Source organism: Mesorhizobium sp. M0768 (assembly GCF_040320195.1).
Lineage (GTDB): Bacteria > Pseudomonadota > Alphaproteobacteria > Rhizobiales > Rhizobiaceae > Mesorhizobium.
In genome coordinates, this window is record NZ_JAMYPD010000003.1 from 25926 (window position 1) to 49655 (window position 23730).

The following is a 23730-nucleotide window of genomic DNA, read 5'->3' on the forward strand; positions in this document are numbered from 1 at the left end:
TTTATCATGACGACTATCTGGAGTCCGGTCCGCGTGGGCCAAATGGACCTGCCCCACCGCCTGGCCTTGGCCCCGATGACTCGCAGCCGTGCCGAGTTCAACGGCGTACCGGGCGAGCACGCCGCTGAATACTACGCCCAGCGCGCCTCCCTTGGCCTGCTGATAACCGAGGGTGTGCAACCCTTGGCCGATGGCCAGGGCTATTTCGCGACGCCGGGGATCCACGCGCCCGAACATGTCACTGGCTGGCGCAAGGTCACCGATGCGGTTCATGCAAAAGGCGCGAAGATCTTCCTGCAGCTCATGCATGTCGGCCGCATGTCGCACCCGGACAACACGCCGCATCACCGTCAGCCCGTCGCCCCATCGGCCGTCGCGCCCGGTGAGCAGATGTTCACTGCGAGCGGCATGCAGCCCATCCCCGAGCCGCGCGCGCTGACGACCGAGGAAGTCGCCGCCACGGTGCAGGACTTCCGGCGGGCCGCGCGGCTGGCTATCGATGCCGGCGCCGACGGCGTCGAGATTCACGGCGCCAACGGCTATATCGTCCATCAGTTCTTTGCGCCGAACGCCAATCACCGGACCGACGCCTATGGCGGGCCGATCGCTAACCGCATTCGGTTCGCCGTCGAAGTGGCGCAGGCTGTCGCCGATGAGATCGGCGCCGATCGCACCGCTATCCGCCTTTCGCCAGGCCTGCCTTTGGGCGGGCTTGATGAAGGTCCGGAGAGTCCTGCGCTCTATCGCGAACTGGTCGCCGCGCTGGCACCACTGAAGCTGGCCTATCTCCATCTGATGTATGGCGGGGGCGACGAGTTCCTCGCCGACATCCGCCGTGCGTGGCCCACGACCCTGATGGTGCTGCGGCTTGGCCGCACACGCGAAGCCCTGGACCAGGACATCGTCTCGGGCCAGGCAGACATGACCTCGATCGGCCGTTGGGCTTTGGCCAATCCCGACTTCGTCGAGCGTCTACGGTTGGGCGCGCCCGTCAACGAGCCCGATCCATCCACCTTCTATGGCGGTGGCGCGGCCGGCTACACGGACTATCCGCGGCTTGCGGGCTGATGCGTCGGCTGCTGTAGTTCATCGGACTGCAGCAGCCACCTTCTGGCGGTCGTCGCTTGCGTTATTGGATCAAGCTGGCCCGCGACGTGGGTGATGGCGTTGGCCGACAGAAGGTAACCGTGGCGGCTTCAAATCCGAATGAACGCTGCCAATTCGTCGGGAGTTCCTTTTGGGAACGCTCCTCTCAGATGGTCGAGAAAGGCGGAAACGCGGGCATTCAACAGGCGCCGCGACGGGTAGAGCGTCCACAGGGCCGTATCCGGACCATCCACGTCCCCCCAATGCACCAACGTGCCGGCGGCCAGATCATGACTCACGAGCGATACCGGCAACCGTGCCGCACCCACGCCCATGACGACCGCATCGCGAACCATGATGAGCGACGACAGGCTGAGCACCGGGGTGAACGCGATCGTCGTCGGCCCCGTGTCCGGTTTGATATTCCACAACGAGAGTCCTCTGTCCGAGCTCCGCACGACAGCGGGAGCGGCGTCTCCGTCTCGCGGTCTCGCCACTTGCGGGCTCGCCACGATCACAAGCCGATCACGCATGAAGACCCGTCCCACCAGGCTTTCATCGGAACGCGGATTGACGCGAATGGCCAGGTCATACCCTTCTTCGACCATGTCGACTGCACGGTCTTCGGTCGTGACTTCAAGGATAACGTCGGGATATTTGAGCGAGAAGCCTGCCGCCAGCTTACCCATCGCAAGTTGAGAGAAGAGCAACGGTGCACTGATCCGCAAATTTCCACGCGGTTCCCGGTCTCCCGACGCAATCGCTGCGGCCGTCTCCTCCACTTCCGTCAGCAAGCGACTGGTTCGCTCATGCAGGTCCTTTCCCTCCTGCGTGAGCTTCAGGGCACGCGCCCCGCGCTCGAACAAGCGTAGGCCCAAGCTATTCTCCAGTTCTGCGGCGCGCCGCGAGAGCGTCGCCTTGGGGCGCCCTGTGGCGCGCGCGGCTCGCCCGAATCCACCATGACGTGCAACCAGATTGAAGTCGGCTAGGGCGAGCAGGTCCATGTGTTCCACCAGTGAGACAGGGTGTCTACAAATGGCAGCTTCCGGTGCGTTTGTGGACTCCTAAATAGCGCTAACGATCTGATAAAAGCAGGAGTGACCACATGACTATCCTCGTCACCGGTGCAACCGGAACCGTCGGCCGCAATGTCGTCGATCAGCTCATCAAGCGCGGCGCTAATGTGCGCGCGCTCGTCCGCGATCCCTCGAAGGCCAATTTACCAGCCGCCGTTGCCCTCGCCGAAGGCGATCTGCTTGACGTCGATGCGCTGCGCACGGCCTTGTCGGGCGTGTCCACCCTGTTCTTGCTCAACGCCGTGGTGCCCGACGAGTTTACCCAGGCGCTGATCGCCCTCAATCTGGCCCATGAGGCCGGGATCAAGCGGATCGTCTATCTGTCCGTGCTTCACAGCGACATCTACGTGAACGTGCCGCATTTCGCCGGTAAGTTCAGTGTCGAACGCATGCTGGAGCAGCTGGGCTTCAACGCCACCATCCTGCGGCCTGCATACTTCATCAACAACGACTATTCGGTGAAGGACGTGGTGCTCGGTCACGGTGTCTATCCGATGCCGATCGGTGACAAAGGCATCGCGATGGTCGACGCGCGCGATCTCGGTGAGATCGCAGCCATCGAGCTGGTTCGCCGTGAGCAGGCAAGCGAGCCGCTTCCTCTCAAGCGGATCAATGTCGTTGGTCCCGACACGCTGACCGGTGCCGATGTCGCCGCCATCTGGTCGAATGTTCTTGGGCGGACGATCCACTATGGCGGCGACGATACCGCTGGGTTCGAGCAAAACCTCCGAAATTACGCACCGAGCTGGATGGCGCTCGACATGCGTCTCATGGCCGAGCGCTTCCTTGTGGTTGGCATGGTCCCTGAGGCAGGGGATGTTGATCGATTGACCGGCATGCTGGGTCGCCCGCTGCGCTCCTATCGCGACTTCGCAGCGGAAATCGCTGTTTTGGCTTGATCATTCCGCATGTCTGAATATCGGCCTGCCGGTGCGCTTGCAACGCCGGCGGCCGAACGGGGTCATGCGGCGGCATATTCGAGCGCGCATAGCCGCCCCACGGCCAACCCGCAGTGCATCCGGCAAAAGGCATTTGCCATGACCAATACCGTGTTCAAGCCCATCGTCTACCTGCTCCATGGCTGCCCGTTCTGCATGAAGGTTCGCGTGTTCCTGCTTGAGGCGAGACTGCTCGACCAGGTCGACATCCGGCTGGTCGAACAGGGCAGCAAAGAGAAGTGCCAGATCACAGAGAAGCTCGCCGCGCACCTGCCCAAGGTCGGCTTTCCAACTGTCGAGCTAACGCCGGGACAGTATATGACGGAATCCGACGAGATCATCGCCTGGTTTGCCAAGGGCGCCGCCATCGACATCGCGACGCTGCCGACCTTCCAGGATTATGTCGGCGGTATTTTCAAGGACCACATCAGCCTGTACCGCGAGAACATGCGGCTCAAGCAGCAGGCGGTCTGAGAGCCGGTTCGAAACTGGGTGTTTGACACCGGACCTTGATGGTGCAGTCTCTTCGCCAGTGGGAGAAGCGCTTTGGGTCGGGTTCACCACGGGAGCGTACTTGTTCACCTATGTGGGCGTCCGGAAGGCAGTCCGCGGCAATATTGTCGGATATGTTTTCTGTTCAGATGCCTCGATTACCGCGGAAGGCAAAGCGAAACGCGCGTTGTGCATGTATTCGCACGGCAATCCGCGCGACCATATCGACCATTCCTGCCATCGCCGCGCGTTCTGAGTGTTTATGAACGCGGGTGTAAAGCAAGTCCTGGCCTGTTCGACCGTTGGCGCCATCGTGGCTGCCTGAATTGCAGCCAAAAGCGCGGCGGGGCAAATCAACGCGGTCTTCCCTATCTGAATGTCGGTAGAGGCAGCAGCGTGAGACAAGTGGCGCCGCTTATCAGAGCGCCAGTATCCTGGCCATTCGCCTGTGACGAGCCTCACTGGTCAGGTCGCATCACACTGCCCTGTTTTGCGTTGGTGCACGGCCGCCGCCGTCGGCGACGAGCACAGCGCCGGTGACGAAGGAGGCGGCATCGGAAGCCAGGAACAGACAGCAGTTGGCGATCTCGGACGGCTCGGCAACACGCCTGAGCGCAATACGGCCGGTGAGCGCGGTGAACTCCTCGTCGGGCGTCGAGCCGTTGGCCGCTGCCGCCACTTCCATTTCGTAGACGCTCATCGGCGTGCGCACCCAGCCAGGCGCCAACGCGTTGGCGCGGATGCCGTCGGGGCCATGTGCAAAGGCGAGCGAGCGGGTGTAGGAGACGAGTGCTGCCTTGCTGGCCGAATAGGCGGCATTTTGGCCGCTGGCGTTGAAGGCGCCGACGGAGGCGATGTTGACGATCGCGCCGCCGCGCTTTTTCATGAGCGGCAGTGCGGCGCGGCAGACCATCATGGCGCCCGTCACATTGACCGCAAAGCTGCGCGCCCAGGTCTCATCGCTCAGGCTCTCCGGCTCGTCGAGGATCATCACTCCGGCGGCGTTAACGACGATATCAAGACACCCGCCGCAGGCGTCGATAGCACGTGCGACATCGTCTGCGCTAGTGATGTCGCCGAGCACGGCGGCACCGCCGCTCGCCTTGACGGCGCCGTCCAGTCCCTCACCGCCGAGGCCGAAGGCGATGACTTCGGCGCCGTGCCGGCCGAACAATTCGGCAGTGGCGCGGCCCATTCCGGTGGCAGCACCGGTGATCAGCGCCTTGCGGCCTTCGAGGCATCGGCTCATGTCAGCCCCCAATGGCGCTCGACGGCGAAGCCGGTTTCCGGCAGCGTTGAGCCGCCGTCGACGACGATCGTCTGGCCGGTGGTGTATTTGGCCTGCTCCGAGGCGAGGTAGAGCATGGCATAGGCAATGTCGTCCGCCTCGCCGAGATGGCCAACGGGGATGTGTTGGCCGAGGCGCCCGGCAACTTCCGGCGCGCTCATCGTGCCCCTACCCGGCTTGGCTATGAAGCCCGGCTCGACACCGTTGACGGTAATGCCGTCGCGCGCGAATTCGAAGGCGGCACCCCGAATGAAGGCGTTGACGCCGGCCTTGGCGGCCGAGTAATGCGCGCCGCCGGCCATCGCCAAGCGCGCCGACACTGAAGAGGTGACAAGGATGCGGCCGAAGCCGTTCTTGCGCATCACCGGAACTGCTGCCTGCGCCAGCCAGAAGCAAGGCTTGAGGTTAAGCGCCAGCGCTTCATCGAGCTTGTCCTCGTCAAGATCCTCAATCGAGGCCCAGGGACAGCCGCCGGCATTGTGGACGACGATGTCGAGCCGGCTCGCCTGACGTACAATGTCGCCGACCAGTGCGTGCAGCCTGGCGCGGTCGAGCCCAGCAAGCGGAACCGCACGAACATCCAGCTTGCGGGCGGACAATTCGGCGGTCAGCGCTTTTGCCATATCGAACGTTCGATTGGCGATGACGACACTAGCACCGGCCTCGGCGAAGCGGGTCACGATCGCAGCACCGATGCCGCGTCCGCCGCCGGTCACCAGCGCCACCTTGCCGCTGAGATCGAATGGTTTCGCCATCGCTCAGACGACTCCGGCGCCACGCACGAGATCAATGAAACGGGTGAAGACCTCGGCGTGGCGGTCGACATCGGCCTCGGTCGTCGCCGGACACATCAGGAACATGGTGTGGAAGGGCGTCACCAATATGCCCTCGTTCATGTAGAAGGCGTGCAGCAGCGTCTCGAGATCGCCGCGCCGGCCGGCGATGACGTCGGCGCCGTTCCGCGGCGGATCGGGCATGAACATGATCTCGGCGCGGGCGCCGATCTGCGTCACATGCCACGGCAACTTATTGGCGTTTATGATGCCACGTGCCATCTCCGCCAGCCGCGAGGCTCTGCCGATCATGATTTCGAAGTTGGCGGGCGTGAGCACCTCTTCCAGCACAGCGCGCATCGTGGCTACGGTGAGTGCGTTGCCGGCCAGCGTGCCGCCGATGCCGAGATGCGCCGACTGGCGCACGCGCGGATTGACCATCGGCACGATGGCCCACAACCGCTCGGCGATCGCCTGCGAGACGCCGAAGATGCCGGCCGGAATGCCGCCGGCGATGGCCTTCCCGGCGACCAGAATGTCCGGCTCCAGCCCATGCTCGGACGAATAACCGCCGGGTCCGCTGGAGATCGTATGCGTCTCGTCAATGATCAAGACCGTGCCGGTGCGGCGGGTGATCTCGCGCAGGGCGTCATGAAAGCCGTCGGCGACCGGGATCATGCCGAAATTGGTCATCAGCGGCTCGGTCAGCACGCAGGCGACGTCGCCAGCCGAGAGTGCCGTTTCGAGCGCAGCGACATCGTTGAACTCGACCACCCTCGATACGGCCGAATGGTCGACACCGTTGGGATGGATCATGTTACGCAGGCCGACACGGCCGTCGCGGATCTCGACATGCGCTTCCTCGACGCTGCCGTGATAGCAGCCGGAAAAAACCAGCACCTTGTCGCGGCCGGTGATCATGCGGGCGATGCGGATGGCGCCGCGATTGGCGTCGGTGGCCGAGGTGGTCAGCGTCCAGTAGGGCAGTCCGAAGCGACGATGCAGCTCAGTGCCAACCCACAGGCTGTCCTCCGTGGGCAGCATCATCGTTGTGCCGTTCTGCAACTGGCGCAGTGCGGCGCAAGTCACCGCCTCCGGCGCGTGGCCGCACATGCCGCCAGTGTCGCCAAGGGCGAAGTCGACATAGTCGTGACCGTCGATGTCTCTTATATGGGCGCCGCTGGCCGACGCGGCATAAACCGGGAAGCCGCCGGCCCAGCGCCGCATCCAGTGCGAGGGTCCGCCATAGAGGAAACGCTGCTTGCCCTCTTCCCAGGCCGCCGCTGAGCGCGGATGCGTGTCACTGAAGCGCGCCTGCTCGCGGTCGAGCAGCTCACCAATGGTCGTTGAATGCGAATCGCTTCTGCTGGCAGCCATCACAGCGCTTAACTCTCCCTGCCGCGCGATTATTTTGGGGCGCGCGCGTTCCAATCTGGTTCACTATTTGAACCAGCATTTTGTATGTTATAGACTGCAAGGCGGGTCGGCTGCTGTCAAGTTAATTCACACGCGAAGTATCTCGGAGAATCGATAATGAGCACAGTCGGCAAGGCGGTTTCGCTGCTGGAGCTGTTCACGGTGGGTGAACCGGAGATCGGCCTCTCCGACCTCGCCCGCAAGGCCGGTCTCGACAAAGCCACCGCAAGGCGCCTGCTGCTAGCGCTTTCCAACCACCGGCTGATCGAGCAGGAGCCGAAGAGTCGCCGCTACCGGCTGGGCGCCGGCCTGTCGCGGCTGGCCCGCATTCGCGACGCACATTTCCCCTTCGTCCGCGTCGCGGCGCCTGTGGCGCGAGAGCTTTCGCTCGAAACCGGCGAGACCGTGCATCTGTCGGAATTCAGCGCCGGGGCGCTGCTGACCGTCCATGTTGAGCTTTCCACCAAGGCCAACCGCGTCAATGTCGATGTTGGCCAGGTGCTGCCGCTGCACGGCACAGCGTCCGGCGTCGCCTTCCTGGCCGCTTCAAGCCCGGATGTGGTCGGCGCCTATTTCAAAAAGCCGCTGCAGGTGTTCACCCGGCATACGGTGACGCGGCCGGACAAGGTTGTGGAGGCGATACGGCTTGCCGCCACGCGCGGTTACTCTCGCAGCGCACAGGGCTATGAGGAAGGCGTGCACAGCATCGCCGCGGCGATCCTCGGCGCTGACGGCCAGCCGATCGGCACCTTGGCGGTGGCTTCGCCCGTCTCACGCGTCGACGACGCGACCGCAGCCACACAGGGCAGGGCAGCAATCAAGGCAGCACGGTTGATCACGGCGCGTCTCACCGGCGAACCTTAGCCTTGCATCTCCGCGACGGATGCATCGGGCATGCCCTTGCGCCATAATCTCGCAAAATCGGGCGGAACGAGCGGCTGCCCTCCGCCCGGATATCCGCAGAGCGAAGACGCTCGCGCAATGCCGCGAGCGGCTCATATAGCCGGCGGTCAGATTTCTGCTGCCCAAAGATCAGTTTCCGATCGGTTCGACCGGCTGGTCGGAACACGCTCAGGGCGTTGGACGGACTTTCTCGAAAGAGGAACTCGGGGCGACTTCGCTGTACACGGTGGCGAGACGACGCCCGCGAGCAGACATCAGCCGTTGCGGAAGAGGTTTCGAGGCCGCTGCCTGCCGTTCTGAGAAAGCATCTCGACGAACCGTGCAACCTTGGGCGGGCGGAACCGGCCGGCCGGATACACGGCGTGGATGCCGCCGGTAGGCAGCGTCCAGGCAGGCAGAATCGGCACCAGCCGGCCAGCCGCCATATGATCGCCGACAAGAAAATCGGGAAGGATCGACATACCGGCGCCCGCTAGGGTTGCCTCCAGCACGGCCGGGGTGCTGTTGATCGTCATGCCGGGCTTCATGCGGACTGTCCGCAGTTCATGATCCCCCCGGGTAAACCGCCACACCAGCGGCTCCTTCAGCGCGACATTCGCGACAAAGGGGAGGCCGGACAGTTCCTCGGGCTCGCTCGGGGACAAGTCTCCGGCTATGTCGGGCGCGGCGACCAGAAATTGCCGGAATGAGCTGATCCGGCGCGCCTGCAGGCTGGAGTCGGTAAGCCAACCTACGCGAATCGAAAGGTCGATCTGGTTGGCGACCAGATCCATCCTGGCGTCCGAGAGGATGAGATCGACCCGGCATGCCGGATAGATTCGACAGAACTCGGCTGCCAGTGGCGCGACGGTGATCGCGCCGTAATCGTTGGACGCGGTGATCCGCAGTACGCCCAACGGCTGAGCATTGGTCTGGGCAAGTTCGGCGAAGGCCTCTTCTGCCTCGCTCAGGATCATCACGCATCGCGCGTGAAGCTGCCGGCCTGCCTCGGTCGGCTCGACCCTGCGCGTCGTGCGCAGCAGCAGGCTTGTCTTCAATTCCGCTTCAAGCCGCGCAACCTGTTGACTGACGACTGTCTTGTTGACGCCTAGCCGATCGGCCGCGCGAGTGAACGAGCCCATGTCCACCACGGCCGCGAAGTACGCCAGTCTGTTGAGGTTGATTGCTTCCATGCTCGCCTGCTCCGATTGTGCGCTTATACCTCACATTGAATCCAATTCATCGATATTTATCGTCCAATCGAAACGGTCCATCCTTCTGTGCGTCGGGCAACCGGGTCCGCGCAGGAGGAAAAGCAGAGTGACGATCGAGGCTTTTCCCGCAATGGGCCACGTCTACGAGGCTCGCTTCGGCGACCTCGCCTTCCATCTGCAGTTCGATACCGAGGTGCCTTCATGCGCTTGCCCCCGCGGAGGCGGTCAAATTCGCCAAGGTAAAGGCCGTCCGCGACCGGGCGCTGGAAGTTCGGCCAGGGATGTTCATGGTCTGGACCGAGGTTGCCGGTACGACCGTGGGTCCATGTCGGGGACTGCGAGAACGGTATCGTCCACACCACGATCACTCGGCCCTATCTGAGCTTCCTGAATTTATCCGGCGGCTGGACCCGGCCGACTCGATCTCAATATCGCGCGCAGCCCGATTTCTTCATCCAATCCGAGAGGACACCCACATGATTACGAGGAGACAAGTCATGAAAACCACATTTGCCATCAGCGCCGCTGCCGTCTTCGCCCCTGCCGATATCGGCCGTGCGGCTGGAACCGGACTTGCCTGGAAGCATTTCCCGGCCGGCCCAAACGGTTTTTTCCGCGCCCCCGTCCTGCTTTCCGGCGCCACCGAGGCGCTGCTGATCGACGGCGGCTTCACCTATCCGGACGGCCGCGCGCTGGCCGAAGAGATCAAGGCCAGCGGCAAGAAACTGACCACGATCTATGTCAGCCAGTCGGACCCGGACTACTATTTCGGCCTGAAGCCGGTGCGTGAGGCATTCCCCGAGGCCAAGGTCGTCGCCGCCTCGGACACGGTTGCCGCGATCAAGGCGTCGGTCAAGAAGAAGCTCGATGTATGGGGACCCCAACTGAAGGAGAACGGTCCGCAGACGCTGGCCGACATCGTCCTGCCCGATGCGTTTGACGGTCCGTCACTGACTGTGGATGGTGAGACGGTGGAGTTCGTCGCCGCCGAGGGCCTCGCTAATCGCCGCTATCTCTGGGCGCCCTCGCTGAACGCGGTGTTTGGCGGCGTCCTGGTCTTCGCCGGCGTTCATGTTTGGACCGCCGACACCCCGACCAGGGAATCACGCGCGGTCTGGATTGCCAATCTCGACAAGATCGCAGCGCGCAAACCGACCGTCGTCGTGCCGGGGCACATGACGCCTGAGTCGCCGCTCGACATCTCCGCTGTCGAATACACCAAGACCTATCTTCTGGCCTTCGAGCAGGAACTCGCCAAGGCCGCGGACGCCGCGGCGCTGAAGAGCGCGATGGAGGCCCGCTTCCCAGGCCTCGGCATGGGCGTCGCCCTCGACATCGGCTCGAAGGTCGCGAAGGGCGAGATGAAGTGGGGCTGAGATGAGCGCCAATTCGATCTGATCCGGAGGACCTATGAAGGGTCCTCCGAGGAGAACGGCGGCGATCTGCTCGCCGTGCTCGCGCGTCCGAAGTCGAATAGACCGAGGCGGAACGCCTTCCCTGTGCCGGCATGGACGCCCTGATGAAATGTGTCTTCCAGTGCTTGGCCACCGAGCAGACCGGCTATCGCGCCGACGTGCACGGCTATCTCGCCGACGGCGACCGGGTACCGGCCTTTGAAACGGCTCGACCGCAAGATCGGGCCTTTCCGCACGGCAGCGGCATGCGGCCCTTCAGTAACGCGGACACCAGGATGCCGGCCGACTTCGTCCGGCGCGGCGTGAAGCACCTCCGCCGTTGCGGCAAAGATGCTTATCATGTTAAGGATGACGTGGCGCTGCCGCTGCGTCACAATCCCGCGACAAGACGGGAACAACGAGAATGTGGAGGAGACTATGATCGCCCACCACGTGAGCGTCGCCGACGGCGAGGCTTTCCTATCTGCGTCGCGGATGCTGTTCGGCCCGATCACCCAGCGTTTCTCGCGCGGCGAGGCGCCGTCGCTGCCGAAGCTCGTTTCCGTGCATCTCGGCTCCTGCCGGCTCTCCGAGATCAAGGCCAAGTCGCATCTGGTCGTCAGCGACCGTACCTTCTGGCGCAGCTTCGATCCCGACGCGATCAAGATCCTGATGCAGCTCAGCGGTCACAGCCGCTTCGAGCAGCAGGAGGTCGCGGTCGATCTCGGCCCACGCGCTGCGATCATCTATGATCCAATGCGCAGCTATTCGCTGCAAAACCTGTCGGATGTCGACCAGCTCATCCTGCAGGTGCCGCGCTCGACCTTCGGCGACGGGACGCTGGCGCGGCTCTCGGCGCCGGTGCCGTTGCCCGGCAACGACGACAGCCTCACCCATATCGTTTCCGGTCTGATGCAGATGGCGATCGGCACCGCGCACAAGCTCGACGAGGCCGGCTGCCGCCGTGTCGGAGAAAGCTTGATACAACTCGTCAACGGACTGATCCAGGCAAAGCCGACGGCGCCGGACTTCCGCCGCTCGCCGCTGGAAGCGCTGCGCGAACGCATCGTCGCCTATATCGACGCCAACCTGGCGCGCTCAAACCTGTCGGCCGAGGACATAGCCCGCCACATGGGCTGCTCCCGCCGCTATCTGCACCGCGCCTTCGAAGGCGAAGGCACCACACTGGAACGGTTCGTGTGGGATAGACGGCTGGAGCGCAGCAAGGAGGAGCTGCTGTCGCCCGCCCGCGCCTCAGCCTCCATCTCGGAAATCGCGTTTGCCTGCGGGTTCAATTCGAGCGCACATTTTTCGCGGGCGTTCAGAAGCAAGTATGACGTGGCGCCGAGAGATTTGCGGGAGCGAGTGCGTATGGTGGTGCATTAGGAAGGTGCTGACGCTTCAACAGGGCTGTACCCAGACCTCAAGCCGTCCGCGCCCTGCCCGCAAAACTCCGCATCAGCCCCTTCGGCAAGAACAGCATCGCCAAGATGATGGTCAGCCCCGAAATCACCGGGTGGTAATCCGGCACCACTATGCGCGCCAGGTCGAACACCGCGTACATGACGAAGGCGCCGAGGATCGGGCCGAGCAGGGTGCCGGTGCCGCCGACCACCGTCATCATCAGCGGCAAAAGCATCCAGTCGAGGTCGAAGACGGAGTCCGGGCCGACATGGAAGATGTAGTAGGTATAGAGGCTGCCGGAGACGCCGGCGATGAAGGCGCTGCCAGCAAAGGCGGCGACCTTGACCCTCAGCGTGTCGATGCCGTTGGCCGAAGCCGCCATCTCGTCGTCGCGCACGGCGATCAGCGCCAGGCCGTAGCGCGAGCGCATCAGCAAGCGGATGGCAAGCGCCGTGCCCACCATCAGGCCGAGCCCGACCAGATAGTGCGGCAAGAGCGTATCGAAGGTGCCGGCGGGCGCCACGACGCCGAAGGCGCCGCCGGTGAAATCACCGCCATTGATGAACATCACCTTGATGATCTCGCCGAAGCCGAGCGTGCCGAGCGCGAAATAGTCGCCGCGCAGCTTTGACAGCAGCGGCAGGCCGATGATGATGGCGGCGACGGCCGCGACCAGCCCACCCAGCATCATCGTCACCGGGTCGAAATAGTAGATCCGCGGATAGGCGTCATAGAACGTGCCCCAGAGATAATTGCCGCTCCACAGAATGGCGGTGGTGTAGGCGCCGAGCCCGAAGAAGGCATGGTTGCCGAGGCTGATCTGGCCGCCGAAGCCGGCAACGAGGTTCCAGCCTTGCGCCATAGTGGCGTAGATGAAAACGAAGAACAGGAACGAGAAGGCATAAGAATCGATCGCGCCGGGCAGGAGCGGCACCAGCGCGAGGGCAGCGACCACGGCAATTGCGATCCCAATCCAGAATTGTTCCGGCAAGGCTTTCATCATCATGACGCTCAAGCCTTCTTGTAGGGCCGGCTGAACAGGCCTTCCGGCTTGAACATCAGCACCGCCAGGAACACGCCGTAGGCGATAGCGTTGGTCCAGCCGCCCGAGATGAAATACTGCACATAGGCTTCGATCAGGCCGAGGATGATGCCGCCGGCAAGTGCGCCCGCGACATTGCCGATCCCGCCCAGCGCCAGCGCCACCAGCGCCTTGAGGCTGAAGATGAAGCCGGCGAACGGGTTGAACGGGAAAGTCGTCGCCACCGCGACGCCGGCCGCTCCGGCGAGTCCGATGCCGATCGCGAAGGCGACGGCGTTGACGCGGTGCGGGCTGATGCCCATCAGCGTCGCCGCCTCCATGTCCTCGGAGGCCGCGCGCACCGCCTTACCAACCAATGTCTTGCGCAGGAATAGCACCACCAGGCCGGTACCGGCGAGCGCAATCACGAAGCCCATCGAGCGGGTGAAGGAGGTGCGCACGCCCAAAATCTCGATGCCGCTCGCCGTGTAGGAGGTGACGATGGCCGCGGTGTTGCCGCCCCAGATAACCGTCATCAGGTTCTGGATCAGGAACATCAGACCGACCGCGATCAAGAGTGAGATGTTGCGGTCCTCCGCTGCCGCCGCGCGGCGAAACAGGCCTTGGTAGACCAGCCAGCCGACGACGAGCCCGACGGGCACGACGATCAGCAGCGACGCGAAAGGGTCGATGCCGACGCCGTAGAACAGCGCCCGTACGAAATAGGCGGACAGGATGATCATCGCGCCCTGCGCCAGAAAGATCAGCCGCATGGTGCCGAAGATGAGGCTGAGGCCCACCGCCGCAACGCCGTACATGGCGCCGCCCAGCGCGCCGTTGAGCGACAGCTGCAGCAGGATTTCGGGAGGCGGAATGTTCTGCATCATTGCACCTCCAAGACGCCCATATAGGCCTTCTGGATTTCGGGATCGGCGATGAGCTCGGCACCGGTGCCTTGCATGGCAAGCTCGCCGGTTTTCAGCACGAAGGCATAGTCGGCGACCTTCAGTGCCTGATGGATGTTCTGCTCGACCAGGAGGATGGTGACGCCCTGCTTGTGCAAGGTCTCGATCAGCGCGAACATCTGCTGCACCACGATCGGGCTGAGCCCCAGCGACGGCTCATCGAGGATGAGCAGCGACGGGTCCGACATGGTGGCGCGCGCGATCGCCAGCATCTGCTGCTCGCCGCCGGAGAGCGAACCGGCCTTCTGCCCTGCCCGCTCCTTTAGCCGCGGAAACAGCGTGTAGGCTTTCTCCAGCGACTGCTTGAAGCGCTTCCGCACCTTGGGTTGGAAGGCGCCGAGCTCGAGGTTTTCCAGCACGGTCATCTGCCGGAACAGGCCGCGCCCTTCCGGTACATGCGCGATGCCCATCGCCGCGATCTCCTCCGGCGCCTTGCCGGTCAGCGGCGCGCCGGAGAGGAAGATCTCGCCGCGCTTCGGCTTCAGCAGACCGGAGATGGTCTTCAGCAGCGTCGTCTTGCCCGCGCCATTGGCGCCGACAATGGCGACGATGCTGCCGGCGTCGACGTGGATCGACACGCCCCACAGCGCTCCGACGTCGCCATAGGCGACTTCCAGATTGGTGACGTCAAGCAGCCGGTTCGCCAAGATAGGCCTCTATCACTTTGCGGTTGGCGACGATCTCGCGCGGCGTGCCGTCGGCGATCTTCTCGCCATGGTCCAGCACGATCACCCGGCTGCACACCTTCATGATGGCATCGACCTTGTGCTCTACCCACAGGATCGAGACCCCCTTGTCTGTGCGCACGCGGCGGATGACATCGACCGTGCGCTGGATCTCGGTCGGGTTCAGCCCCGCCATCGGTTCGTCCAGCAACAGCAGCCCCGGGCTGGAGGCAACGGCTCGCGCGATCTCCAGCAGCCGCCGGTCGGACAACGTCATATGCGCGGTGCGGACATCACGCTTGGCGGTCAACCCGACCAGTTCAAGTGCCTCCTCGGCGGCTGCCGTCGCATGCTTGACGCGGCCGCCCGAGCCATAGACGGCACCGACCATGATGTTCTCGAAGGCCGTCATGGTCAGGAACGTGCGCACCAGCTGGAAGGTGCGGGCAATGCCGAGCCGGCAGATGCGATGCGGGGCCGTGCCGGTGATGTCCTCGCCACGGAAGCGGATACGGCCCTGGGTTGGGGTGTAGAGCGCGGTAATTACGTTGAACAGTGTCGACTTGCCGGCGCCGTTGGGACCGATCAGCCCGATCAGCTCATTGGCTCCGACGGCGATGTCGATGTTGTTGAGCACGACAAGCCCGCCGAACCGCTTCTGGATCGCCTCGAGGCGAAGCAAGGTTTCGTCAGGCTGCATCGTGTGTTTCCGTTTCTCGAGGGGAAGCTATCCGCGCAATCTATCGAGGTCAGCGCCGCCCTCATCGCCCTGCCGGCCTTCTCCCCGAGTAGGACGGGGAGAAGGGCAGGCGGCAACGTCGGAGCCCGTGCCCTCGCCGCTCAGCGCTTGTCCCAGGCCGGCGCCGGCTTGTAGGTCCAGTTGCCATTCGGGAAGATCAGCTGGTGCTTGCCTTGCCACCATTGCGTGGCAACGCTGGGGATCAGCGCAAAGCCGGTCTGGTCGAATTTGAGATCGCCGACGACGGTGTCCTTGAATTCCTGGTTGAAGACCGCGTCATGCAGCGCGGCGGCATCGGTGGTTCCCGCCTTTTCGATCGCCTGCGCCAGCACCTGCGCATTAGCGTAGAAGGCGCCGACTGTGACGGAGTCCTTCTTGAATTCGGCCTCGTAGCGATCGCCGAGTTCCTTGGCGCCGCGATAGGGATAGCTCGACGACCAGAAACCGTCGGTCATGATGTAGTCCGAATCCGCTCCGAGCGCTTCGTGGAACTCGCCCGTCCAGGTGCCCTTCCAGCCATGCAGATAAGGCACGGAGAAGCCGAGCTCCTTCATCTGGCGCAGCAGCGTCACCGTGTCGGCCGGCGAGCCGAACACCAGCATGGCGTCGACATTGGCGGCCTTGAGCTTGGTGATCAGCGCCGAATAGTCGGTGGCCCCGATCGCCCAGGGATCGTCGACCGCGAAAGAGTAGCCATATTTCTTGGCCGCCGCCTCGAAGGCGCCGCCAAAGCCCTTGCCGTCGGGCGAATCCTCGGTGACAAGTGCCGGGTTCTTCGGCTTCTCATTGGCCGGCAGCTTGTTCCAGATCTCGAATGGCACCTCGGCGCCCGGCCCCGGGTGGAAGAAGAAGAGGGCCGAGTATTTGAGCTTCAACGGCTGCCACTCGAACGGGAACGCCGTCGTGATCATGTAGAACTTCTTGTATTTCTCGGCGACGATGGCACCGGCGATGTTCATCGGCCCGGAATGGGTCGATAGCAGCGCGTCGACCTTCTGCACCTTGATGAGGTTTTCCAGCGCCGAGGCGACCTTGCCTTCCGAGCTTTCGTCGTCGGCGACGACGAGGCGCACCGGCAGCTTCTTGCCGGCCGACTTGAGCATGATGCCGCCGGCCTTGTTGATGTCGGCCACCGCTTGCTCATAGGCCCATTTCTGCTCCTTGCCGTCGCCGGCCAGCGGCCCGGTCAAGGAGATCGGAGCGCCGATGACGATCTCGTCGCCGGCGGCATTCGCGACCCCTGTGCCGCCGGCCGCAAGTGCGGTCGACAGCACCAGGCCCGCCAGCATTGCCTTCAGATTGTTTCCCATTGCATCCTCCCAGGTTGTTTCATCGGCCGGACGCATCGGCGCCCGCCCGCATGCCTCAGACCGTCGCTGCCGCGACCAGCCTGGTATCGGTGAACTGCTCGAAACTCACGGCTTTACCGTCGTCCATCTCCCAGACATGGACGACGCGCGCCGACATTTGCTTGCCGGTCTTCCTGTAGGTGCCCGAATAGGTGCCGATGCCGACGATGGTGGCGCCGCCGTCGACCAGTCTTTCGAGCTTCAGCGTGTAGCCGTCCCACTCCTCGCCGATGCGCTTGAAGACCCCCGCTATGATGGCGTCGGGGCCGACATAGGTGCCGGCATAGGGGAAGCCCGCCATTTCGGTCCAGGCGGTGCGGCTGGTGATTGGCGCCATCATCGCAGATAGGTCCTTGGCATCGGAACCGGCGTAATGGGCCTTGATCGCTTCGTAGTTCTTGTTCATCGCGTTCTCCCGCGCGGTCAGACCGGCGCCTTGCCTTCGTCGTAGACGGTTCTGGATTTCTTCTCGATGTGAGCGCCGGCCGGCTTTTTCTCGACCTTGCCCAGGCTGGTCACGCCGAGGAATTTCCCGGTCGAGCGCATGACGTCCCAATTGTAGAAGAACAGCGAGGCGACCGGGATGATGAACTCGCGGAAGCCGAACACATATTGGTTGTCGGCAAACTTCCAGGTGGTCGCCAGGTCGACGTCGCCATGGCCACGCTGGATGCCGACGAGGTTCTGCCAGGCATAGCGCTCGGAGCTCAGATAGATGTGCTCGTAGACGTGGTTGGGGCTGTATGTGTAGTGCGCGGTGAGCCCGATCAGGTCCCGGGTCGGCGCCGGCTTGATACCGGTCGGCGCGTTGCTGGGATCCCCGAGCACGCCGGCCGACCAGGTCTGCGCGACGCGCGGCTCGCCGGGCGCTTCGCCTGCTTCACGCACCCGTTCGCGCACCGACAGCACGCGGCGCGTGCTGGTGTTGACGATGTAGGCCTCATCCTCGGTCGGCCGGGCGGCGAAAGTCATGTTGATGAAGAACACGTTGGCGGCGACTTCGAGCGCCTCGTACCAGTCCGCGCCGGCCTCGCTGCCCTCGCTCCACGCCACCGTGTCGGGCGACGTGAAGGCAAGGTCGATTGTGCGCCCCGTGTCGAGCGTGATCTTGAAGGTCTGGCCGCGCAACGCTGATGTCGTCGCCAGCCGGTTGGTGGCGATGCCGGCGGCGAAATCGTCGAAATGCTTCCAGTCCGCCGGCCTGTTCTGGTCGTTCATCGCACTCTCCCAATCAATCGACAAAAGCTAATGTCGGCAGGTCGACGACGGTGGCGCCGCCATCGACGGTCAGGATCGAACCGTTCATCATGGCCGCCTCGCTCGAAGCGACGAAGCAGACGACGTTGGAAACCTCTTCCGGTGTCGCCGGCCGGCCGAGCGGGACGTCCCTGGTCACCAGCCGGTAGGCATCGTCGATCGAGCCAAGTCCGTGCTTCTCGACGATCACCGCCATCTGTTCGTCGGCCATGTCGGTCGAGACCCAACCCGGGCAGATGATGTTGGTGCGCACGCCCTTGCGGCCATAGTCGCGCGCCAGCGATTTGCCGAAGCCGATGCAGGCATGCTTCATGGTGACGTAGCCGGCGGCGTCCGGGCCGGCAAACAGGCCGGCGATCGAGGCAACGACGACGATGTTGCCCTTCCGCGCGATCAGGTCCGGCAGGCATTCGCGGGCGCAGACGAAAGCGGTGTCGAGATTGGTGCGCGTCGCCAGGCTCCAGGTTTCGTCGCTCATCGAAATCGTCGGGCCGACACCATGGCCGCCGGCATTGGCGACGAGGATGTCGACCGGTCCGATTTTTTCATGCACTTCGGCAAGCGCCGCACGCACCGCCTTCGGATCGGCGGCATCGCCCTGCACCACCAGACCGCCAATATCCTTGGTCACAGCTTCCAGCGGCTCGCGCCGCCGGCCCATCAGGACCACCTTGGCGCCGTCGGCCGCCATGCGCCTGGCCACCGCCGCGCCGATCCCGGTGCCGCCGCCGGTAATGAAAGCCGTCTTTCCCGAAAATCGCATTGTTCCATCCCGATTGGTAAGCGCGCCGGCTATGTGCCGATCTTCGCTGGGAATAATGCGGCACCGGCCAATCTGCGTCTTGTCCGAGCGAGAACTTTGTTTTGACTGAGTGCGCACTTTGCGCCCTGTCCGATGAAGTGCCGCGCGACCTTGCGCGCGGCACTCGCTCGCCGGATTACTTTTTCACCGCTTCCAAATCCATGACGATGTCGACATCCGGTCCAAGGCCGAAGCCGGCCGCGGCCTTGGCCATCGGGAAGTCGGCCGTACTGACCTTGCCTGTGGCGCTGAACGCCGCCTTGGTCAGCGTCGCATCCCACGGCGCCGGCGCCTCGTTGATCAGCGTCACGTCGAGGGTGATCTCTTTGGACACACCGCTGATGGTGAGATTGCCGGTGACCTTGCCGGTCTTGTCGCTGACCTTCTCTACCTTGGTGCTTTCGAAGGAGATCGCCGGGAATTCGGCGGCGTTGAAGAAGTCGGGGCCTTTCAAATCGCTGTCGCGCTGGTCATAGGCGGTGTGCACCGAGCCGACATCGATCTCGGCCTTGACGCTGCTTTTCGATGGATCGGCCTTGTCCATCACGATGGCGCCCTTCACCGCATCGAACTGGCCATGCGCGATGCCGTAGATGCCGTGCTTTATGGTGAAGGTGATCCAGGCGTGCTGGCCGTCGATCTCGTAAGTGTCGGCATGTGCTGCCGATGCGAATGCGCACACCGAGGCAAAGGCCAACGCGGCCGTCAGTTTTCTCATCGTCACGTAACTCTCCCCATTGTTGGTTGTCGTTCTTTGGCTCAGGAAAAGCCGAGGGCGGCTCCATGCGGCGCCCATAGGATCGCCGTCAGGATGGCCAATATCGCCGGTGTGGCGATCAGCAGACCGGCAATCGGCGGCCGCAACGGCCGGACGCCGGGAACAAGGCCCCGCAGCGGACCGGGCATCAGCATGGCCACGATCAGCGGCAAGGATGAAAGCACCAGCGCGACCGGATTAGCCTTCGGCGCCAGCAGCGCGACCTGGATCTGCACGGTGGCTGCGGCGTAGATAAGCAGCAGTTCAGTGCCCTTGCTCCAGGCAACGGCGGAGCCTCCGCGCAGCACTGTGATGTACTGGACAAGACACCAGCCGCCGGCGAGCGCGGCAAGCGATCCCAGCAATTGCCCGGTGACGATCGAGGCGCCAAGCACCGAGATGATGGCGCCGGCCAGGCAAAAAGCGAGCATCGCCGCCGGCACCAGGAACGGCGCTTCGGCGGACGACGATGGCGAGGACCGCGCCGACAGCAGCATCGCGGCGCCGACGATCGCCAACAGGCCGGCGATGAGGGCGGCGACCATCTGCAGGTCGAGTGAACCGCCGGCCAGGCGGCGCCAGCCAAGCCACAGCAAGGCTACCGCAAGCGCGGCGGCGACAAGCTTGCCCGCAACGGCAGCGCCCAACAGGCGTTCGGGCAACAGGCCCACGACGATGCCGCCAGAGGCGAGATAGATCAGCTTCTGGCTGGCGGCGACCGGCGGCACCACAGGCGGCCCGAGCGTGTCCCAATAGAAGAACAAAATCAAAGCGGCCCACAGCAGAGAAAGCACTGATCCCGGCAGTGCGACCCTTGCCAACAGCGCCATCACCGTGCCGAGCGCGAGTGGCAGCGCAGCAGTGGTGACCATCGGATTGCCCAGCAACGCACTCAATCGTCGACACCTCTTTGACAACCGGGAAGCCTGCGCAAAACACGCTGCTCGATGCGACTTTGATCTAGGCCAGTCGACTGCGGGGCGTCTTGTCCAAGCGGGAACTTTGTTTTGACTGAGCGTGCACTGGCACCATCAGCCGCTTGAAGCCAGCCGACACGCTCCATAACCCTGATGCAACGTGTTCACCAGCAATCGAGGAGGATGGCGTGAACGAGAGAACCGTGCCGCCGATCAGCACTGCTGCCGCCGCTTTCCTGGCGCGTCCGCACCGGCCCTTCATCAATGGACGCTTTGTTGACGGCTTGGCGGGAAATGGCCTCGCTGTCGATGATTCCGCCTCCGGCGAGATCGTCGCGCATGTGCCCGAGAGCGGTCCCGAACTGGTCGACCAGGCGGTGCGTGCTGCGCGTGCAGCCCTTGAAGGCCCGTGGGCCTCAATGCGGCCGGTCGACCGCCAGAACCTGATGCTGAAGCTCGCCGACGCCATCGAGGCCGATGCCGATCTCTTGGCCGAGATCGAAAGCATCGAGAACGGCAAGTCGCTAGGTGTCGCCCGCATGCTTAGCGCCGGCGGCAGCGTCGACTGGCTGCGCTATTATGCCGGGTGGGCGACCAAGATCGAGGGCTCGACCTTCCAGGTGTCCATTCCGGTGCCGCCTGGCGCCAGGCATCAAGCGATGACCATAATGGAACCGGTCGGCGTCGTCGGCGCCATCGTGCCGTGGAATTTCCCGTTGCTGATCGGCATGTGGAAGATCGCGCCGGCGCTCGCCTGCGGCTGCACCGTGGTGTTGAAGCCGCCGCAGGAGACGCCGCTCGGCCTGCTCAGGCTCGCAGAACTGATCAAGGCGTCAGGCTTCCCGCCCGGCGTCATCAACATCGTGACCGGCAGCGGCAGCGTCACCGGCGAGGCGCTGATCCGTCATCCCGGCATCGACAAATTGACCTTCACCGGTTCGACGGAAGTGGGAAAACGCGTCGGCCACGCGGCCGTCGACCATGTCGCCCGCTTCACGCTGGAGCTCGGGTCGAAATCGCCGATGATCCTGCTTGCCGACATGGAAGAGGGCATTGAGCCCCTGGTCGCCGGGCTCGGCATGTTTTTCAACCAGGGCCAGGTCTGCACCTCGGCCTCGCGGCTGCTGATCGAAAAGTCTATCTACGAACGCACGCTGGCGCGGCTGGCCGAGATCGCCGATGGCATGACACTGGGCGCCGGCCGCGATGCCGAAGCCCAGATCAACCCACTGGTCTCGGCCAAGCATCGAAGGAGCGTCGAGGGCTTTGTCGAGCGCGGCCTGGCGGCCGGCGGCGAACGTGTCAGCGGTGCGCGGCCGGTGCCGGCCAGGGGCCACTATGTCGCGCCGACCATCCTGCACAATATCAGGCCCGACATGGAGATCGCGCGTGAGGAGGTGTTCGGTCCGGTGGTGGCGGCGATGCCTGTCGCCGATCTCGACGAGGCGATCCATATCGCCAACGACACGCGCTATGGCCTGTCGGCCTCGATCTGGACCCGCGACATGGGCAAGGCGATGACCGCCGTCCACGGCCTCAAGGCCGGCACGGTGTGGGTCAATTCGCATAACACGCTGGACCCTGCGGCACCCTTCGGCGGCTTCAAGCAGTCCGGCATCGGCCGCGAACACGGCCGCGCGGCGATCGACGGCTATCTCGAGACCAAGACCGTCATCATGCGCTACGCCTGACGCCATGAACGCTGCGTACGACTACATCATCGCCGGCGCCGGCTCGGCCGGCTGCACGCTGGCCAACCGCTTGGTCAATACCGGCAAGCGCGTGTTGATCGTCGAAGCCGGGCCGGCCGACAATTCGCGCTTCATCGACATGCCCGCCACCTTCGCCAAGGTGATCGGCACGGCGCGCAGCTGGATCTACGAATCCGATCCCGAACCCAGCGTCGGCGGCCGCCGGCTACCGGTGCCGCAGGGCCGCACGCTGGGCGGCGGGTCGTCGATCAATGCCATGCTCTATGTCAGGGGCCAGCCGCAGGACTATGATGACTGGCGCGACCTTGGCTGTCCCGGCTGGGGCTGGGACGAGGTGCTGCCGGTGTTCAGGCGGCTGGAGCGCAACGAGCGGCTGGCCGGCGATCGCCACGGCACCACCGGACCGCTGCCCGTCTCCGATCCCCGCCATCGCCATCCGCTGTCTCTGGCCTATGTCAGGGCCGCGCAACAGGCCGGCTATCCCTTCAATGACGACTTCAACGGGGACAGGCAGGAAGGCGTCGGCTTTTACCAGACGACGACCGCGAATGGCGAAAGACAATCGGCGGCAAAGGTGTTCCTGAAGCCGTTGGCAGGCAATGCCAACCTCACCGTCGTCACCGATGCGCTTGTCACCGGCGTGACATTGGAAAACGGTGCGGCAAGCGGCCTCGCCTACACCACATCGGACGGACAGACCCATACAGCGACGGCGGAAGCCGAAGTGATCCTCACATCAGGCGCGCTGGCGACGCCGAAGCTGATGATGCTGTCGGGACTGGGGCCAGCCGAACATCTGACCGCGCTGGGCATTCCCGTCATCCGCGACATGCCCGCGGTCGGCCGCGACCTGCAGGATCACGTCGCGGCTCCCGTCTATGCGCTGACGCGCCAGCCGATCTCGCTGCTTGGTGAGGACCGTGGCCTGCGGGCGCTGCGCCACGGCCTCCAGTACCTCATGTTCCGCACCGGCCTGCTCACCTCGAATGTGGTCGAGAGCGGCGGCTTCTTCGACGCCGATGGCGATGGCCGTCCCGATATCCAGTTCCACGTCCTGCCGGTGATGATCGAGAGCGCCGAACACGGCTCGATCGAGCGGCACGGCATGGAGATCAATCCTTGTGTGCTCAGGCCGAAGTCGCGCGGCACGGTCAGGCTGCGCTCGCGCGATGCGGCCGATCCGATCCGCTTCACCACCGGCTTCCTGTCCGATCCGGACGATCTCGCCTTGCTGCTGGCCGGCATGAAGATCGCCCGCACCATCCTGCGCCAGCCGGCGCTGCAGGCCATGGTGGCGGAGGAGCTTTCGCCGGGCGCGGCCGCGGATCTTCCTGACCAGGCGATCGTCGGCCACATCCTCGAACACGCCAAGACGGTCTACCACCCATCGGGAACCTGCCGGATGGGCAATGACGACAGTGCCGTGGTCGATCCGCGGTTGCGCGTCCGCGGCGTGCCGCGCCTGCGGATCTGCGATGCCTCGGTCATGCCCAGGCTCATCAGTGGCAACACCAACGCGCCGGTGATCATGATCGCCGACCGCTGTGCCGATTTCATCCTCGGCAGCGCTTAGCGAGAAACGG

General features: G+C 64.1%; 23 protein-coding genes. 8 read left to right on the plus strand and 15 right to left on the minus strand.

The features are described from left to right. Positions 1 to 6 precede the first annotated feature (6 nt). Positions 7 to 1068, plus strand: a complete 1062-nt coding sequence (locus NKI08_RS04595; protein WP_352767483.1) for an alkene reductase — start codon at positions 7 to 9, stop codon at positions 1066 to 1068. Between the two features lie 128 nt (positions 1069 to 1196). On the opposite strand, the gene NKI08_RS04600 is transcribed toward NKI08_RS04595, so the two are convergent. Further along, positions 1197 to 2090, minus strand: coding sequence for a LysR family transcriptional regulator (locus tag NKI08_RS04600; protein WP_352767274.1), 894 nt, complete (start codon positions 2088 to 2090; stop codon positions 1197 to 1199). Positions 2091 to 2191: 101 nt separating this feature from the next. Here NKI08_RS04600 and NKI08_RS04605 point away from each other — a divergent pair, with 101 nt between their 5' ends. Next, positions 2192 to 3061 carry an NmrA/HSCARG family protein gene (locus tag NKI08_RS04605; protein ID WP_352767485.1) on the plus strand — a complete coding sequence of 290 codons (870 nt, stop codon included), beginning with the start codon at positions 2192 to 2194 and terminating at the stop codon, positions 3059 to 3061. 138 nt (positions 3062 to 3199) lie between these two features. Continuing rightward, positions 3200 to 3574: a glutathione S-transferase N-terminal domain-containing protein gene (locus NKI08_RS04610; protein ID WP_352767487.1), complete on the plus strand. Its 375-nt coding sequence runs from the start codon at positions 3200 to 3202 to the stop codon at positions 3572 to 3574. A 493-nt stretch (positions 3575 to 4067) separates the two neighbouring features. Here the strand turns inward: NKI08_RS04610 and NKI08_RS04615 are convergent, their stop codons facing one another. The 3 genes from NKI08_RS04615 to NKI08_RS04625 are packed head-to-tail and all read right to left on the minus strand — an operon-like array spanning position 4068 to position 7030. Then, positions 4068 to 4841, minus strand: a complete 774-nt coding sequence (locus NKI08_RS04615) for an SDR family NAD(P)-dependent oxidoreductase (protein ID WP_352767268.1) — start codon at positions 4839 to 4841, stop codon at positions 4068 to 4070. Then, the gene (locus NKI08_RS04620; protein WP_352767489.1) at positions 4838 to 5635 is read right to left on the minus strand and encodes an SDR family oxidoreductase; all 798 of its coding nucleotides are present in this window, start codon (positions 5633 to 5635) and stop codon (positions 4838 to 4840) included. Before NKI08_RS04620 ends, NKI08_RS04615 begins: the two co-directional genes overlap by 4 nt. Before the next feature lie 3 nt (positions 5636 to 5638). Further along, positions 5639 to 7030, minus strand: coding sequence for a transaminase (locus NKI08_RS04625; RefSeq protein ID WP_352767491.1), 1392 nt, complete (start codon positions 7028 to 7030; stop codon positions 5639 to 5641). Positions 7031 to 7186: 156 nt separating this feature from the next. Between NKI08_RS04625 and NKI08_RS04630 the strand changes: the two genes are divergently transcribed. Next, positions 7187 to 7933 (plus strand): IclR family transcriptional regulator, encoded by a 747-nt coding sequence (locus NKI08_RS04630; RefSeq protein WP_352767493.1) that lies wholly within the window; start codon positions 7187 to 7189, stop codon positions 7931 to 7933. A 293-nt stretch (positions 7934 to 8226) separates the two neighbouring features. Here NKI08_RS04630 and NKI08_RS04635 read toward each other — a convergent pair whose 3' ends face one another. Continuing rightward, a complete protein-coding gene (locus NKI08_RS04635) occupies positions 8227 to 9144 on the minus strand; it encodes a LysR family transcriptional regulator (protein WP_352469662.1) in 918 nt (305 codons plus the stop codon). Positions 9145 to 9641: 497 nt separating this feature from the next. On the opposite strand from NKI08_RS04635, the gene NKI08_RS04640 reads away from it, so the two are divergent. After that, a complete protein-coding gene (locus NKI08_RS04640; RefSeq protein ID WP_352767495.1) occupies positions 9642 to 10541 on the plus strand; it encodes an MBL fold metallo-hydrolase in 900 nt (299 codons plus the stop codon). Positions 10542 to 10997: 456 nt separating this feature from the next. Further along, positions 10998 to 11945, plus strand: a complete 948-nt coding sequence (locus tag NKI08_RS04645) for a helix-turn-helix domain-containing protein (RefSeq protein WP_352767497.1) — start codon at positions 10998 to 11000, stop codon at positions 11943 to 11945. Between the two features lie 37 nt (positions 11946 to 11982). On the opposite strand, the gene NKI08_RS04650 is transcribed toward NKI08_RS04645, so the two are convergent. The 10 genes from NKI08_RS04650 to NKI08_RS04695 form a co-directional block, all read right to left on the minus strand. Then, complete coding sequence (locus tag NKI08_RS04650) at positions 11983 to 12969, minus strand: branched-chain amino acid ABC transporter permease (protein WP_352767499.1); 987 nt, start codon at positions 12967 to 12969, stop codon at positions 11983 to 11985. A 5-nt stretch (positions 12970 to 12974) separates the two neighbouring features. Beyond that, complete coding sequence (locus NKI08_RS04655; protein ID WP_352469658.1) at positions 12975 to 13871, minus strand: branched-chain amino acid ABC transporter permease; 897 nt, start codon at positions 13869 to 13871, stop codon at positions 12975 to 12977. Then, positions 13868 to 14596: an ABC transporter ATP-binding protein gene (locus tag NKI08_RS04660; protein WP_502899556.1), complete on the minus strand. Its 729-nt coding sequence runs from the start codon at positions 14594 to 14596 to the stop codon at positions 13868 to 13870. Before NKI08_RS04660 ends, NKI08_RS04655 begins: the two co-directional genes overlap by 4 nt. Further along, positions 14577 to 15314: an ABC transporter ATP-binding protein gene (locus NKI08_RS04665; protein ID WP_027027454.1), complete on the minus strand. Its 738-nt coding sequence runs from the start codon at positions 15312 to 15314 to the stop codon at positions 14577 to 14579. Before NKI08_RS04665 ends, NKI08_RS04660 begins: the two co-directional genes overlap by 20 nt. A 140-nt stretch (positions 15315 to 15454) precedes the next feature. Continuing rightward, the gene (locus tag NKI08_RS04670; protein WP_352469657.1) at positions 15455 to 16663 is read right to left on the minus strand and encodes an amino acid ABC transporter substrate-binding protein; all 1209 of its coding nucleotides are present in this window, start codon (positions 16661 to 16663) and stop codon (positions 15455 to 15457) included. 55 nt (positions 16664 to 16718) lie between these two features. Beyond that, positions 16719 to 17108, minus strand: coding sequence for a nuclear transport factor 2 family protein (locus NKI08_RS04675; RefSeq protein WP_352469655.1), 390 nt, complete (start codon positions 17106 to 17108; stop codon positions 16719 to 16721). A 17-nt stretch (positions 17109 to 17125) separates the two neighbouring features. Further along, positions 17126 to 17920 (minus strand): MoaF C-terminal domain-containing protein, encoded by a 795-nt coding sequence (locus NKI08_RS04680; protein WP_352767502.1) that lies wholly within the window; start codon positions 17918 to 17920, stop codon positions 17126 to 17128. 13 nt (positions 17921 to 17933) lie between these two features. Next, positions 17934 to 18722: an SDR family NAD(P)-dependent oxidoreductase gene (locus NKI08_RS04685; RefSeq protein WP_352469653.1), complete on the minus strand. Its 789-nt coding sequence runs from the start codon at positions 18720 to 18722 to the stop codon at positions 17934 to 17936. Between the two features lie 175 nt (positions 18723 to 18897). Continuing rightward, the gene (locus tag NKI08_RS04690) at positions 18898 to 19479 is read right to left on the minus strand and encodes a YceI family protein (protein ID WP_352539477.1); all 582 of its coding nucleotides are present in this window, start codon (positions 19477 to 19479) and stop codon (positions 18898 to 18900) included. Positions 19480 to 19520: 41 nt separating this feature from the next. Further along, positions 19521 to 20414 carry a hypothetical protein gene (locus NKI08_RS04695; RefSeq protein ID WP_352767504.1) on the minus strand — a complete coding sequence of 298 codons (894 nt, stop codon included), beginning with the start codon at positions 20412 to 20414 and terminating at the stop codon, positions 19521 to 19523. A 209-nt stretch (positions 20415 to 20623) separates the two neighbouring features. On the opposite strand from NKI08_RS04695, the gene NKI08_RS04700 reads away from it, so the two are divergent. Then, entirely contained in the window at positions 20624 to 22126 is a 1503-nt protein-coding gene (locus NKI08_RS04700; RefSeq protein WP_352767506.1) for an aldehyde dehydrogenase family protein, read from the plus strand. A gap of 4 nt (positions 22127 to 22130) precedes the next feature. Then, positions 22131 to 23720, plus strand: a complete 1590-nt coding sequence (locus NKI08_RS04705; RefSeq protein WP_352767508.1) for a GMC family oxidoreductase — start codon at positions 22131 to 22133, stop codon at positions 23718 to 23720. Positions 23721 to 23730: the final 10 nt, after the last annotated feature.